This window comes from Robbsia sp. KACC 23696 (assembly GCF_039852015.1).
Taxonomy (GTDB): domain Bacteria; phylum Pseudomonadota; class Gammaproteobacteria; order Burkholderiales; family Burkholderiaceae; genus Robbsia.
Genome location: NZ_CP156626.1, coordinates 2,330,593 through 2,345,912 on the forward strand (window position 1 = coordinate 2,330,593; position 15,320 = coordinate 2,345,912).

8 protein-coding genes are annotated in these 15,320 nt (G+C 64.6%); 3 read left to right on the top strand and 5 right to left on the bottom strand.

Annotated features, from left to right (window positions below; translation table 11 throughout):
* Positions 1-46: 46 nt before the first annotated feature.
* Positions 47-799: a 30S ribosomal protein S2 gene (gene rpsB, locus ABEG21_RS09775; RefSeq protein ID WP_347554450.1), complete on the bottom strand. Its 753-nt coding sequence runs from the start codon at positions 797-799 to the stop codon at positions 47-49.
* A 398-nt stretch (positions 800-1,197) separates the two neighbouring features.
* Between rpsB and map the strand changes: the two genes are divergently transcribed.
* From map to ABEG21_RS09790, 3 genes are all read left to right on the top strand, one after another.
* Positions 1,198-2,007 (top strand): type I methionyl aminopeptidase, encoded by an 810-nt coding sequence (gene map, locus ABEG21_RS09780; RefSeq protein WP_347554451.1) that lies wholly within the window; start codon positions 1,198-1,200, stop codon positions 2,005-2,007.
* A 213-nt stretch (positions 2,008-2,220) separates the two neighbouring features.
* The gene (locus tag ABEG21_RS09785; protein WP_347556711.1) at positions 2,221-4,782 is read left to right on the top strand and encodes a [protein-PII] uridylyltransferase; all 2,562 of its coding nucleotides are present in this window, start codon (positions 2,221-2,223) and stop codon (positions 4,780-4,782) included.
* A gap of 264 nt (positions 4,783-5,046) precedes the next feature.
* Positions 5,047-7,029 (top strand): pseudouridine synthase, encoded by a 1,983-nt coding sequence (locus ABEG21_RS09790; RefSeq protein ID WP_347554452.1) that lies wholly within the window; start codon positions 5,047-5,049, stop codon positions 7,027-7,029.
* A gap of 135 nt (positions 7,030-7,164) precedes the next feature.
* Here ABEG21_RS09790 and def read toward each other — a convergent pair whose 3' ends face one another.
* The 4 genes from def to smc all read right to left on the bottom strand — a co-directional run bounded on the left by def (position 7,165) and on the right by smc (position 15,131).
* Complete coding sequence (gene def / locus ABEG21_RS09795; RefSeq protein ID WP_347554453.1) at positions 7,165-7,710, bottom strand: peptide deformylase; 546 nt, start codon at positions 7,708-7,710, stop codon at positions 7,165-7,167.
* Between the two features lie 114 nt (positions 7,711-7,824).
* Positions 7,825-9,993, bottom strand: a complete 2,169-nt coding sequence (gene ligA, locus ABEG21_RS09800) for an NAD-dependent DNA ligase LigA (RefSeq protein WP_347554454.1) — start codon at positions 9,991-9,993, stop codon at positions 7,825-7,827.
* A gap of 83 nt (positions 9,994-10,076) precedes the next feature.
* Positions 10,077-11,561, bottom strand: coding sequence for a cell division protein ZipA C-terminal FtsZ-binding domain-containing protein (locus ABEG21_RS09805; RefSeq protein WP_347554455.1), 1,485 nt, complete (start codon positions 11,559-11,561; stop codon positions 10,077-10,079).
* A 51-nt stretch (positions 11,562-11,612) separates the two neighbouring features.
* On the bottom strand, positions 11,613-15,131 hold the full coding sequence (gene smc, locus ABEG21_RS09810) for a chromosome segregation protein SMC (RefSeq protein WP_347556712.1): 3,519 nt from the start codon (positions 15,129-15,131) through the stop codon (positions 11,613-11,615).
* Between the last annotated feature and the right edge of the window lie 189 nt (positions 15,132-15,320).

Here is a 15,320-nt window from a genome sequence, read left to right on the forward strand (position 1 = left end):
CAATGCGCGTGTCGAGCGTGCGCCCGCGCCCGCTCGAAACAGGACTTTACGCTTCGCTGGCCACTTCGACGAATTCATCGCCTTGATCGCCACGCACGGCTTCGACCGTTTCCTTCACAGCCGTTTCACGACCTTCCAGCACCGCGTCGGCAACCGCTGCCGCGTACAGCGCGACGGCCTTGCTCGAGTCGTCGTTACCCGGGATCACGTAGTCCAGGCCTTCCGGCGAGTGGTTCGTGTCGACCACGGCGATGATAGGCACGCCCAGCGTCTTCGCTTCCGCGACGGCAATCTTGTGATAGCCGACGTCGACGATGAAGATCGCGTCCGGGATACCCGGCATGTTCTTCACGCCACCGATCGAGCGCTCCAGCTTTGCCATTTCGCGTTCGAACAGCAGGCCTTCCTTCTTCGTCATCTTTTCCAGTTCGCCGGCTTCGACCTGGACTTCCATGTCCTTCAGCTTCTTGATCGACGCCTTCAAGGTCTTGAAGTTCGTCATCATGCCGCCCAGCCAACGGCTGTTCACATACGGCATGCCGGCACGCGCCGCTTCCGCTGCGATCGTTTCGCGCGACTGACGCTTCGTACCGACGAACAGGACCGTGCCGCGATTTGCCGACAGCGTACGCACATACTTCAGCGCGTCGTTGAACAGCGGCAGCGTCTTGTCCAGGTTGATGATGTGGACCTTGTTACGCGAACCGTAGATGTATTGGGACATCTTCGGGTTCCAGAAGCGCGTTTGGTGACCGAAGTGGACACCGGCTTCCAGCATTTCTCGCATCGAGACTGCCATGATTACTTACTCCATGAGGGTTTGGACTAAAACCGGCTGCGACATCCCCGCCTGGCATCGATCATAATAATTGCCGAGGCAGCGACACCCTGGGTGCGCCGATTTGCGATTTGAATCTCTTCTTTTACCCGCTTTCCAACGGCGCCAAACCCGGCCGGCTGGGGCAAGAACCCCGACCAGCGGCGCGCCTGAAGGCAAGCGTAAGAAATCCAGCCCGCGATTATAGCACCAATCCAGCGCCAGGCTCAACCATCGGCGAGACGCCCGTTTTGCTGTGCGCTGGCCGTCGCGCGCATCCTGGCCAAACGGTGCAAACGGGTCCGGCAGCTCATGGGCCGGCCAGCGGAGCATTTGACTGTGAGATAATGCGGCCTTGATTGCGCTTATCGATTGGAATCATGTCCGTTACGCTGAAAACCGAACACGACATCGCGCAGATGCGCGTCGCCTGCCGTCTCGCAAGCGAGGTGCTGGACTACATCACGCCCTTTGTAAAGGCGGGTGTGACCACGGGCGAGTTGGACCGGCTCTGCCATGAATATATGGTCAAGGAGCAAGGCACGGTGCCCGCGCCGCTGAATTATCAGCCGCCCGGCTATCCGCCCTACCCGGCCGCCACCTGCATTTCCGTCAACGACGTGATTTGCCACGGCATTCCGGGCGTCAAAGTCCTGAAAAATGGCGACGCGCTGAATATCGACGTCACGGTGATCAAAGACGGCTATTTCGGCGACACGAGCCGGATGTTCATCGTCGGCGAAGGGTCGATCCTGTGCAAGCGACTGGTGCAGACCACGTTCGAATGCATGTGGCTGGGCATCGAGCAGGTCCGGCCGGGCGCCCGCCTCGGGGATATCGGGCATGCGATCCAACGCCATGCGGAAGCGGCCGGTTATAGCGTCGTGCGCGAGTATTGCGGCCACGGCATCGGCACGGTTTTCCATGAGGAACCGCAGGTGGTCCATTACGGACGGCCCGGCACCGGCATGGAACTGGAAGCCGGCATGATCTTCACGATCGAGCCGATGATCAACGCCGGCAAGCGCGATATTCGGACGATGCCCGACCAGTGGACCGTGAAGACCCGTGATCGCAGCCTGTCCGCGCAGTGGGAGCACACGGTTCTCGTGACGCCGGACGGGTTCGACGTGCTGACCGTATCGGCCGCGACGCAACCGCGTCCGCGTTCCGCTGTGGCGGTTGCGTAAAACGTCGTCTCCCGACCTGTTCCGCCTCGCGCGAATATTGTCGAATATTGTTTCAGCGATGATCGTGACCTGGGGTCGTCGATCGACGGTTCGATGCTTTTTCGACCGTCTGCCTTTTTTGCGCTTCGGCCTTCCGGCCAACGGATCACCATGACAGCGTCCGCCTCCCCGTCGCCTTCCCATCCGCCGCATCCGCATCCGGATGGCACGCCCATGAGCAGCGTCGAGCTGCGCCAGTACTATCGTGCCGAAAAGACCGCGCAGATCGATAAATACCGCAGCAACGGTAAGATCGACGTACTGATGCGCCATCTGGCACGCAACGCCGATCGCGTGCTGACCGATATCTGGCACGACTGCAAACTGCCGGGCATGCTGACCCTCGTTGCCGTGGGCGGTTACGGCCGTGGCGAACTGGCGCCGCATTCGGACATCGATATCGTCGTCCTGATGCCTGCCGAGCCCGACGATGCGCTCGCATCGCGCCTCGAGCGCTTTATCGGCGCCGCTTGGGACGCAGGTCTTGATGTCGGTAGCAGCGTGCGGACGATCGAGGATTGCATCGACGCGGCGCAGGCCGACATCACGATTCAGACCGCCTTGCTCGAATCACGGCGCATCGTCGGCAATACGCAATTGTTCGAGCGGTTTGCCAAGGCGTTCCAGGACAGCCTCGATCCGCGCGCCTTCTTCCAGTCCAAATTGCTGGAATTGCGGCAGCGGCACGCGAAGTATCAGGACACGCCGTACAGCCTCGAACCGAACTGCAAGGAAAGCCCTGGCGGCCTGCGCGACCTGCAGGTCATCATCTGGATGGCCCGCGCGGCCGGCTTCGGTTCGACCTGGCAGGAACTCGAACAATCGGGCCTGATCACCGAACACGAGGCGCACGAGCTGCGGCGCAACGAGTTCTTCCTGAAGACGCTCCGCGCTCGGCTGCACATCCTTGCCAACCGACGCCAGGACGTGCTGGTTTTCGATCTGCAGACCGCCCTCGCCGAGGCCTTTGGCTATCGCGCCAGTGCCAGCCGCCGGGCCAGCGAGCCGCTGATGCGCCGCTATTACTGGGCGGCCAAGGCAGTGACGCAGCTGAGCACGATCCTCGTGCAAAACATCGATGCGCGCCTGAACCCGGATCAGAGTGGCATTACCCGGGTTCTGTCGCCGAATTTCGTCGAAAAACAGGGCATGATCGAAATCGTCTCCGACGATCTGTTCGAACGTGAACCCACCGCGATTCTGGAAGCCTTCCTGCTTTATGAGAAGGTGCAGGGCGTCAAGGGTCTGTCGGCACGCACGCTGCGCGCGCTGTACCACTCCCGCCGGAGCATGACGCTGAGCTGGCGCCGTAATCCGGAAAATCGTCGCCTGTTCCTTGAAATTCTGAAGCAGCCGTCGGGCATCACCCATGCGCTGCGATTGATGAACCAGACCAGCGTCTTGGGCAGCTATCTGACGAATTTCGGGCGTATTGTCGGGCAAATGCAACACGATCTGTACCACGTGTTCACTGTCGATCAGCACATCCTGACGGTGCTGCGCAATATTCGCCGATTCGGCAGCGCCGAACATACGCACGAATACCCGTTCTGCAGCGAATTGTTCGCCAATTTCGAGCGTCCCTGGGTGCTGTATATCGCCGCGCTGTTCCACGATATCGCCAAGGGCCGTGGTGGCGATCACTCGACACTCGGCATGGTGGATGCGCGAAAGTTCTGCCGCGAGCATGGCGTCGAGGAAGCCGACACGGCCCTGGTCGTTTGGCTGGTCGAGCATCATTTAACGATGAGCCAGGTCGCGCAGAAACAGGACACCAGCGATCCGGACGTGATCAAGTCCTTTACGGACACGGTGGGCACCGAGCGTCGCTTGACGGCGCTCTATCTGCTGACGGTCGCCGATATTCGCGGCACCAGTCCGAAGGTCTGGAATGCCTGGAAAGGCAAGCTGCTGGAAAACTTGTACCGCCTCACCTATCAAGCGCTGGGCGGCGCGACGCCGGACGCCGATACCGAACTGGTCCGTCGGCGTGATGCGGCGCGCGCGGCACTGCGGCATCGCCTGGTGTCGCCCGATGCCGAAAAACCGCTGTGGGAACAGCTCGATGTCAGCTACTTCCTGCGACACGATCCGGACGAGATCGCATGGCAGACGCAAAAGCTGCTGCCGCATCTGATGACTGAGCGGCCGATCGTGCGCGCCCGCCCTTCGCCCATCGGCGAAGGTTTGCAGGTGCTCGTCTATTCGAAGGACCGCCCCGATCTGTTCGCCAGCATCTGCGGCTATTTCAGCCGTCAAGGACTGTCGGTGCAGCAGGCGGTGATTCATACGACGCGGCACGGCTATGCGCTCGACGATTTCCTCGTGCTCGACCCGGACCGCGAGGCGACGAATCTCGATAATCATCGCAATATCGCCAATCTGGTCGAGCAGCAGTTGTCGCAGCAGCTCGAAGCAAACGCCGGCCTGCCGGAACCGGTCAAGGGACGTTTGTCACGTCTGTCCCGCGTCTTCCCGATCTCGCCGCGTATCGATCTGCGGCCGGATGAACGCGGTCAATATTTCATTCTGTCGGTGTCCGCGAACGACCGGGCCGGTCTGCTTTACACGATCGCGCGCATTCTCGCGCAGCACCGTATCGGGGTGCGCAGCGCCCGGATTCATACGCTTGGCGATCGCGTAGAAGACGTTTTCCTGATCCAGAGCGACCGTCTGGTGGACAGCCGCCTGCAGCTCAAGCTCGAAACGGAGCTGCTCGACACACTGGCCATTTGACGCCAGCCAACGACGCCCCGATCGACGCGGGGCGCGCGAGGCAAGGCCAGGCAAGCGCGTTCTCTCCGGGTCGATGGCGCATCTCGTACTGCCATTCATTCATCGTTTCGCCATGGTATGTCATGGCGAACCCGGCACGGCGTGGGACGGGGCGGTGTCCCTGTACCACGCCGTGCCTTTTGTCTTGACCGCAGCGACAGCGCGGCCGAACATGCGGGTCAGCCAGCCGACTCCTATCCGACGGCGCGGCCCCCAGGAAACATTATGCGAAACAAACTCTCCGTCTCTCGCCCCGCATCGGGTGAGGATTCGTCCACTACCGCGCCGAGCGCCAAGCGCGCCGCGCGTGCGCCGGTCCGCGCCTCCGCGGCCTCGCCGCTGGCGCGGCGCGTGAAACCCACGCGCGACGACAGCGCTGGCGACAAGCGCAAAGCCCCCCCTGCGCGGGGCGCCTCCGATCGCAAACCGGCAGGTGCGGGCGGCGGTGCACGCGCGCCGCGTCCCGCAGGCGCACGCGGGGCGGCCGGGGCATCCGAGGGCGGGCGTTTCCGCAGCAACGGTGCGGCAGCGGGGCCACGCGGTGAAGCCACGTCGGCGCCTCGCGCGCCGCGCGCGCCACGTCCCGATCGTGATGGGTCGGCACCGCGGTATGAACGCGACGCCGGCGCACCGCGACGCAGCCCCGGAACCGGTGCAGAAGGCAGCGGCGCGCCGCGCGCGCGCCACGGCGACGGCAAGTACTCCGCTGCACGACCGTCCGGCATGTCCGGCAACCGCCCGGGCGCACCGCGCGGCGACAGAGGCGATCGCGGCGAAGGCCGCGCACGTCCAGAAGGTCAGGACCGCCCTCGCAGTTTCGAACGTCGCGACGACCGTGCGGGCACACCGGATCGTCGCCCTGCCGGACCGGCGCGCGCCGGTGTAAGGCCTGCCGGCTTTGCGCCCGGCCGGGCCGAGGGACGACGGGAAGGACCTGCCGGCGCACGCAGCGGCAGCCGCCCGGAAGGTCGCGGGGAACGTCGCACCGATAGCCGCCCCGAGGCACGTGGCGACGGTGGCGATCGACGCCCGGACAGCCGCAGTGATCGCGGCCCGGCCGCAGCGCGTAGCGGCGATCGTGGTCCCTCCGCAGTGCGTAGCGGCGATCGCGGTCCCTCTGCAGCGCGCAGTGGCGATCGGGGTCTCTCCGCGGTGCGTAGCGATGATCGCGGCTTCCGCCGCCCGGAAGGCCGGCCCGACGACCGTGGCGTCCGCACTGACCGTCGCCCCGCTCGCGCGGGTGCGGACAATCGCGGCGAGGGTCGTCCGAGCGACACCCGCGCGCGACCGGACAGCCGCTACACCGGTCCGGCACGCACGACGGAGACGAATCGTCACGGTCGTCCGCCCCTGCCACCAGCGGTGCCGACACGCCCCGGGGCGTCGAAGTCCGATGGCGCCGCGCGCTCGAAGAGCGTTCGCGAATATCTCGACGAAGCGGCCGCGACCGATGAGGGCGTACGCCTGTCGAAGCGCATGTCCGAGCTGGGTATGTGCTCGCGACGCGAAGCCGACGAGTGGATCGAGAAAGGCTGGGTAAAAGTGGACGGCGAAGTTGCCGACACGCTCGGCGTACGCGTGAAGCCGGAGCAGAAAATCGATATCGCACCGCAGGCGATGGCGGCACAGCAAAAGCTGGTGACGATCCTGCTGCATAAGCCGGTCGGCCATGTCTCCGGCCAGCCGGAGGACGGTCATCCGCCCGCGGTCGCCTTGGTGACGCCGGACAATCATTGGGATATGGATGGCACGATGCTGCGCTTCACGGCACTGCATCTGCGCGCATTGGCGCCCGCCGGCCGTCTCGATATCGACTCCACCGGTCTGTTGGTCTTCACGCAGGATGGTCGCGTCGCGAAGCAATTGATCGGCGAGCATTCCGAAGTCGATAAGGAATATCTGGTGCGGGTCGCCTATGGCCGCCATACCGAGGATCTCGCCTCGCATTTCCCGGAAGACCAACTGGCACTGCTGCGCCATGGCCTGTCGCTCGACGACGTGGAACTGCAGCCGGCGCAAGTGGACTGGCAAAACGGGGAGCAGTTGCGCTTCGTGCTGCGCGAAGGTCGCAAGCGTCAGATCCGTCGGATGTGCGAGGCCGTCGGCCTGGAAGTGCTGGGTCTGAAACGCGTGCGCATTGGTGGCGTCATGCTGGGTGCCTTGCCACCGGGTCAGTGGCGTTATCTGGCCGAAGGCGAGACGTTCTGATCAGGGCGGTCGCGCTTTCACGCAAGCAGTCTGCAATAGCCGGATGAAAGCGCGACCTATTCGGCGACACGCCGATCTGAAACGTACTTTGGCTTCACCGCTTCGCTGAGCACGGACGCTGTTCGGCGTGCGTGTTCAATCATCTCCCGGCGCCGAGTTCGCATCCGGAAACAGCACGTCGACAAAACCGAGCTTCGACAGGTCATCCATCCGCATCGGATAGAGCTTGCCGATCAGGTGATCGCACTCGTGCTGCACGACCCGGGCGTGAAACCCTTCGGCCACCCGATCGATCGGATTGCCGAACTGATCATAGCCTTCGTAGCGGATCATCGAGAAGCGCTTCACCAAGCCGCGCATGCCGGGCACGGACAGACAGCCTTCCCAGCCCTCTTCCATATCGTGCGACTTCGGCGCGATCACCGGATTGATTAGCACCGTCTCCGGCACTGGCGGCGCATCCGGATAGCGTTGCACATCCGGCGCAAACCCAAAAATCACCACTTGCTTGTCCACGCCGATCTGCGGCGCCGCCAAACCCGCCCCATTCGCCGCACGCATCGTGTCGAACATATCCGCGATCAACGCCTGCAATTCCGGGGAGTTGAATTCGGATTCGTCGACCGTCTTGGCAATCCGCAGCAAGCGGGGATCACCCATTCTCAGTATTTCGCGAATCATCCGTTTCTCCTCAGCGCTCGACTATCCTGCCCTGCCACCGCGTCGCACGAAGGCGCGCACATACGCTATCGCGGCCACGCGGCGACATCCCGCGCGGCACGCCCGACTCTGCTCCTAGGCACCCAGCTCCGCGAGACGCGCCAGCATCGCGGCCTCGTCGATGACCTCGACGCCCAAACTCTCCGCTTTTGCCAATTTGCTGCCGGCATCGGATCCCGCCACGACGAACGACGTCTTCGATGAGACTGAACCCGCCACCTTCGCCCCGGCCGCTTCCAGCCGCGCTTTCGCGTCGTCACGACTCAAGGTCGGCAGCGTGCCTGTCAAGACGACAGTCTTGCCGGACAAGGGCAAGCTCACCTGTGACTGCGCCAAGCCCTCGCCCTCCGCCCACTCTACACCGGACGCGCGCAATTGCTCAATCACCTCGACATTATGAGGTTGTGCAAAAAACGTAAGAATCGATTCCGCTACGATCGGTCCGATATCGCGCACGGCCAGCAGGGCGTCGAGATCGGCCGCGATGATCGCGTCCATGTTGCCGAAATGCTGAGCCAATGCTTTCGCGGTGCTTTCTCCCACTTGTCGAATACCCAAGGCGAAGATGAAGCGTGGCAAGGTCGTATGGCGCGCCTTCTCCAGGGAGTCGAGCAGGTTCTGCGCGGACTTGTCGGCAAAACGATCCAAGGCCGCCAATGTACCGAAACCGAGCTTGAAAAGATCGGCCGGCGTGCGCACCAATTGCTGCTCGACCAACTGATCGATGATCTTGTCGCCGAGTCCATCGATGTCCAGCGCGCGACGCTGCGCAAAATGCCAGAGCGCCTGCTTGCGTTGCGCCGGGCAGAACAGCCCGCCGGTGCAACGGGCGACCGCTTCGTCCGGCAGGCGTTCGATGGCGGAGCCGCAAACCGGACAGGCGGTCGGCATGACGAAGGCGCGAGCGTCGGCCGGACGGCGTGCCTGGACGGCGCCGACGACTTCGGGAATCACGTCGCCGGCCCGACGCACGATCACCGTATCGCCGATCAGGATGTCCTTGCGCGTGATTTCGTCCTCGTTATGCAAGGTCGCATTGGTGACCGTCACGCCGCTGACCGATACCGGCTCCAACCGCGCCACCGGCGTAATCGCCCCGGTTCGTCCCACCTGGACATCGATGCCGAGCAGCAACGTCATCGCTTCCTGCGCCGGGAACTTGTGCGCCAGCGCGAAGCGCGGGGCACGCGAGACGAATCCCAATGCGGCCCGTTGCGCCGCATCGTTGACCTTGTAGACGACGCCATCGATATCGTACGGCAGCGCATCGCGCCGGACACCGATATCGCGATAGAAGGCGAGCAATCCCTCCGCGCCCTGCACCACCGCGCGCTCCTTGCATACCGGCAGGCCGAGCGCCTGGTACCAGTCCATCAGCGCATCGTGCGTTGCCGGCATCGACACCCCTTCGAGCGCGCCGATACCGTAAGCGAAGAACGACAAGGGGCGCTTCGCGGTGATTTTCGAGTCGAGTTGCCGCAGGCTGCCGGCCGCGGCGTTGCGCGGATTGGCAAAGGTTTTCTCGTCGGCTGCGCGCTGACGCTCGTTCAGGCGATCGAAATCGCGCTTGTACATCAGCACTTCGCCACGCACTTCCAGCACCGCCGGCATCGGCACACCCTTCACCGCTTTGAGCTGCAACGGAATCGTACGAATCGTGCGGATATTGTCGGTGACGTCTTCCCCGGTGGCGCCGTCACCGCGTGTCGCGCCGCGGACGAACTGCCCGTTCTCGTAGCGCAACGACATGGCCAGCCCGTCGAACTTCAGCTCGCAGGCATAGGCGATCGCATCGCGCCCTTCCGCCGGCGCGACCGCGTCCGGATCCGGCGGCGCGGCCGCTTCGTCGATCGGCGCACCGGCCGCCAATTTGGCCAGGCCTTCCGCACAGCGTCGATCGAACGCAGCCACTTCCTCGTCGTCGAACGCGTTGTTCAGCGACAGCATCGGTACCGTATGAGTGACCGTCGCGAAGGCCGTCAATGCTTCGCCACCGACTCGCTGCGTCGGAGAATCCGGCGTGACGAGATCCGGATGCGCGGCCTCGATCGCCTGCAGATCGCTGAACAGGCGATCGTACTCGCTGTCCGGGACCTCGGGATCGTCCTCGACGTAATAGGCGTAGTTCAGTCGCGCCAATTCCATGCGCAATGCGCCGACCCGCAGCGCGGGATCAGCGCTGTCGAGATCGGCAGGTGCGGGGCGGCCGGCGCGCGTGGGCGCCTTGGAAGCAGGATGGCTCATCGATAGTTCAACATACACCGTGACGAATGGCAGGCGACATGACGCGTCTGCGCAACCGTCGTGCCACCAAGCCGATCACGCGATCAGGAGGAAAACAAACGTCGTGTGGCGGTCGAACCGGCAGGCAACCCTGCTTTTTCGAGACGCGCGTACAAGGTCATCAGGCGGTCGTCGATGGCCTGCATCGACGCGTCCGGCAGTACCCGACGCTGATCGTCGACGACGCGCGCGCCAATGCGTTGCGCCAGCGAGCGCGCGTAGTCGCACATCAGGCGCCACGGCAGGATGTCTTCATCCGCGACCGGCACATCGAGCAGCAGCGTGATCATCTGACCGCCCTTGTACGTCAGATCGTCGCGCAGGAAATTCATGTTCTCGAAGGTCATCGTGAACACCGGATTCTGCTGCGCGTCGAGCTTCACGAAGCGCGTGCCGTCGCGCGACAGCAGCAAGCCGTCCTGCGACGCCACCGCCTGCACATAACTGCCCGACCAGGGCGCGCCATCGGTCAACACATTGACCGACAGTTGCGCATCGCATTGGGCGGCGAAACCATCCAACTCGCGCGCCATCTGCACGACGGCGCCCATGTCCGGAAAGTCCGCCGAGGCGTCGAGCGCATCGGCAAGCTGATGCACGCTGCCGACGAATTCGCTGAATTCCAATTCGTTCAGCGGCCCCGAACGGTTTGCAAGCTGCACCGCGACCCGCAGGCTCTCGTAGCGCGTGCCCGGACGCAGCGTGCCCCACTGCCCGTCGGTGTCGCAGCCTTCGACAAACACGGGCTTGCTGCCGGCGCGACGCAAACGCACGGCGAACGGGATCACGCGGTCGCCGGTCACCGGCTCGCCCAAGCTCAACGGCACGATGCAGTCCAGACGCGAATCGACCACCACCGGCGGCAGATTCGATACCGTCGTGCCAGCGCGGCCCTGACCGGGCAAGGCGCCGGGCGCCGATGCGCCGTCGCCCGGATGCGCCGAAGCCGTCGCATCGGTGGCAGCCGTGGCCCCAGTCGCCGCAGCGACCGGCGCGGCGGTGCCGAACACGGCCGCGCTTTCGATATTCGCGCCGTCCGCGCCGACGGCCGCCTCGTACCCCTCAACGCCCTCGACCAGCTGCGCCTCTCGATCGGCGTGCGCAGCGCCGTCGGCGTCGGCTGCGTTCGACTGCGCCGCCGGGCCGAAAGTCGGCTCGCGACGCTCGCGTTCCGCCGCGGCCTCGCGAGCCTGCTGCTTCGCCACCTCGCTCCCCGCGGCCGGCGGCGCCGCGGTGCCGGGCGCCGTGCCGCGTGCATCGCCCCACACCGGGGCCTCGGCGCCCGCCGAAGCCGCGGCGCGCGTGCCCGCCTCGCCGCTCTGCTCACGACGGCTCACGCGATCCGGCGCGATAAAGGGCGCCTCGTCACCGTCAGGCAGGCCCGAGGCGCCGCCACCGTCAACCGGCGCGTCATCCATCGTGCGCGGCAGGCGACGGCGTACCCGCTTTCCCTGAACGCCGTTATATACAACGACCGCGACGACGATAATGACGCCCGCGACGATCAATCCGAGTTGCAACTGGTTCATGCATGCTCCATCCCATGCCCCGCGACCGGCGAAGCCGGCCACAATCTGGTCTTATTGTCTATTCTCGACGAAACCTGCCGCCGATTCCATATCCACGGCCACGATGCGCGACACGCCCTGTTCCTGCATCGTCACGCCAATCAATTGCTGCGCCATTTCCATCGCGATCTTATTGTGCGAGATGAACAGGAACTGCGTCTTCGCCGACATCGCCCGTACCAGGTTCGCATAACGCTCGGTATTGGCGTCGTCCAACGGCGCATCGACCTCGTCCAGCAAGCAGAACGGCGCCGGATTCAACTGGAACATCGCAAACACCAAGGCCGTGGCCGTCAACGCCTTCTCGCCACCGGACAACAGATGAATCGTCGAATTCTTCTTGCCGGGCGGCTGCGCCATCACCTGGACGCCGGAGTCGAGAATCTCGTCGCCGGTCATCTGCAGTCTCGCCTGACCGCCACCGAACAGACGCGGGAACATCTCGCTGAAATGGCGGTTGACCTCGTCGAACGTCGATTGCAGCAATTGCCGCGTTTCCTGGTCGATCTTGCGGATCGCATCTTCCAGCGTTTCGATCGCCGAGGTTAGATCGGCCGACTGCGAATCGAGGAAGGTCTTGCGCTCGCGCGCGACGCTCAACTCCTCCAGCGCCGCCATATTCACCGCACCGAGGGCCTGAATCGCGTTATTGATTCGCGTCACCTCGCCTTGCAGCCAGGACGGTTTCAGATCCGGCGTCAAACGCGCACGCAGCACCTCGATATCGAGCTGCGCGCCCTGCAATTGCTCGCCGAATTGCTCGGCGCTCAAACGCGCCGCCTGCTCCTTCAACTGGCATTCGGTGATCCGCTCACGCAGCGGCTGCAAGGAACGCTCCGTCGTCAAGCGTTGCTCGTCGGCGCCGCGCAGGCGACCGGTCAGGTCGTCCAGCTCGGTGCGTGCCGACGCCAGCGCCTGCTCGCGGCCGGTACGGACTTCCAGCGCTTCCTGCAGACCGGTGTCCTGCGTTTTGTCCTCGATGCCCGCCAGCTCGATGCGTGCATCCTCCAGCTCGGCGTCGATGCGCTCCAACTGCTCGCCGCAGACGTCGATCGAGCGACGCAATTCGTCGATCCGGGCGCGCAGATTGCGCTCTTCGAAGCCGGCGTCCTGAGCGGCGCGCTCCAACTCGCGCAAGGCCCGGCGTGCATCGTCGAGTTCGCGCTGCAGACGTTCGAAGGCCGCTTGCTGGTCCTCGAACGCCGCCTGGCTTTCCGCCAGCGTTTGATCGTGCTGTTCGAAAGCCGCTTCGGCCGTCTCGCAAATCGCGCGCTGCTCGTCGATCTGAGCCGCGATTTCGTCCAGCTCGTCGCTAATCTGCGTGTGCCGCGACGTGAAGCGTTCGTGCGCCTGGTTCAGCTTCAGCGCCGTCAACTGCAAGGCGTGCGCATCGCGCGTCGCGTTATCCGCCTGACGACGCAAGTCCGCTTCGCGACTAACCGCCTCCGTATGGGCCGCCTCGGCGCGTCCGGCAAGGACCTTCGCGTCGTCGGCCAGCAGCGTCTGCGCGCGCACTTCGCGCGACAGATTCTCGATTTCCTGCGCCCGCGCCAACATGCCGGCGCTCTCCGAATCGGCTGCATACAAGGCGATGCCGACGCGGCTGACCTGATGCCCCTCCGGCACCACCAGGCAGGCGCCGTCCGGCAGCGCCGCGCGGCTGGCCAGCGCGGCGGCCAGATCGTCGGCGGCAAATGCATGCGCCAGCCAGTCCGATACCACCGCGCGCAGCCCCGGATCGTCAATGCGAATCAGCCCTGATAGCGGACGCAAGCCTTCCACGACCGGAATCGGGCGACCGGCGGCGGGCGGCGAGTAGAAGGCCAGCTTGGCCGGCGGCGCATCGGAGGCAAAGCCCTTGACCCAATCGAGATTCGAGATCTCGAGCGCGGCCAAGCGCTCGCGCAGTACCGACTCCACGGCCGTTTCCCAGCCGCGCTCCACATTCAGGCGCTTCCACAGCCGCGGCAGGTCCTGCAACTCGTGCTTCTGCAGCCAGGGCTGTACCTGCCCCTCGGTCTGCACGCTCTGCTGCAAGGCCTTCAAAGCGCTCAATCGCGCATCGAGCTTTGCAATCTTTCCGGTTTCGTCGCGTAACCGTCGTTCCGCTTCGCGGCGTGCCGCATCCCGCGTCGGCACCGCTTGCTGCGCGTCGGCCAAGGCCGCCGTCGCCTCGTCGCGAATCGCCTCTTGCTCGGCTAGCGCCACGCGCGCTTCTTCGAGCGCCGCGTCGTCCGGCACATCGAGGCCGTTCGCCTCGTTGCGCAAGCGCTCGCGCCGCGTATCGAGCTGCTGCAACTGCTGCTCGGCATTGCGCCGCTGCGCCGCCTCCAGCTTCAGTGCCTGTTCGGATGCCGCGATCGTCGCGCGCGCCTGCGTCAGCCGCGTCTGCGCATCGCGCCAGCGTTGCTCCAGGTCCGGCAAGGCATCGCCAGCCATCACCGCCGCCGCGGCCGCTTCCTCGTTGCGGGCACCGGCATCGGCCAAGGCGGCATCGGCGGCATCGGCGTCGGCGCGGGCGTTCTGCGCCTGCGTCTGCCATTGCTGCCGCTGCGATTCCAGCGTGTTGATCTGCGCGGTGACGCGGTTACGGGCGTCGATGATGAAGCGGATCTCGGCCTCGATCTTCGAGACCTCGGCGTTCGCCTCGTACAGTTGCGCCTGCGCCGCCTGCACCGTGTCGCTGGCCGAGTAATGCGCCACGCGCAGCGTTTCCAGATCGAGTTCGACCTCGCGCAGCTTCGCCGTCTGCGCCTCGACCTCGTTCTGCGCCGCTTCCATCTGATTCTGATGACGCCGACGTTCGGCTTCCGCTTCCGTCTGCCGCAGCAACCAGAGCAGACGCTGCTTTTCCTCGCCTTCCTGTTGCAAGCCGCGGAAATGCTCGGCCACCGCCGCCTGAGCTTCCAGCTTTTCCAGATTCGCGTCGAGTTCGCGGACGATGTCCTCGACCCGGATCAGATTTTCACGGGTGTCCTGCAGGCGGTTCTCGGTTTCCCGACGGCGTTCCTTGTACTTCGAGACACCGGCCGCTTCTTCCAGGAACACGCGCAGCTCTTCCGGCTTGGCTTCGATGATCCGCGAGATCATCCCCTGCCCGATGATGGCGTAGGCGCGCGGGCCGAGCCCGGTGCCGAGGAAGATATCCTGGATGTCGCGGCGCCGCGCCGGCAGATTGTTGATGTAGTAGCTCGACGTGCCGTCGCGGGTCAGTACGCGCTTGACGGAAATCTCGGCGTATTGGCCCCATTGGCCGCCGGCACGGTGCGCGCTGTTGTCGAAGACGAGTTCGACGCTGGCGCGACTGCCGGGCTTGCGGTTGGTCGAGCCATTGAAGATCACGTCCTGCATCGACTCGCCGCGCAGTTCCGATGCGCGTGATTCGCCCAACACCCATCGCACCGCGTCGATGATGTTCGATTTGCCGCAGCCATTCGGCCCCACGACGCCCACGAGCTGCCCGGGCACCTGAAAGTGCGTCGGGTCGACGAAGGATTTGAAGCCGGCTAGTTTGATCGAGGTAAGACGCACGGGATCGTTACGGGTTTGCCAGTAAATTACATCAGGATCGGTCGTCGGCGGGGAAACCGACAGGATTGCAACGGATGATACCATCGCGATCGCCCCGCTCCGCACCGTCTACGTCGCTTGCGGCCTCTCGTTGCGCCCGCTCGGCCTGCCTGGCCCGTCGGCACGGTGACTATTTCGTGACATTCTGTG

What these genes read in the sequence shown, in the direction of transcription:
- map (WP_347554451.1), top strand. Translation starts at nt 1,198, where the DNA reads ATGTCCGTTACGCTGAAAACCGAACACGACATCGCGCAGATGCGCGTC.
- ABEG21_RS09805 (WP_347554455.1), bottom strand. Translation starts at nt 11,561, where the DNA reads ATGAACCAGTTGCAACTCGGATTGATCGTCGCGGGCGTCATTATCGTC.
- rpsB (WP_347554450.1), bottom strand. Translation starts at nt 799, where the DNA reads ATGGCAGTCTCGATGCGAGAAATGCTGGAAGCCGGTGTCCACTTCGGT.
- ABEG21_RS09790 (WP_347554452.1), top strand. Translation starts at nt 5,047, where the DNA reads ATGCGAAACAAACTCTCCGTCTCTCGCCCCGCATCGGGTGAGGATTCG.
- ligA (WP_347554454.1), bottom strand. Translation starts at nt 9,993, where the DNA reads ATGAGCCATCCTGCTTCCAAGGCGCCCACGCGCGCCGGCCGCCCCGCA.
- def (WP_347554453.1), bottom strand. Translation starts at nt 7,710, where the DNA reads ATGATTCGCGAAATACTGAGAATGGGTGATCCCCGCTTGCTGCGGATT.
- ABEG21_RS09785 (WP_347556711.1), top strand. Translation starts at nt 2,221, where the DNA reads ATGAGCAGCGTCGAGCTGCGCCAGTACTATCGTGCCGAAAAGACCGCG.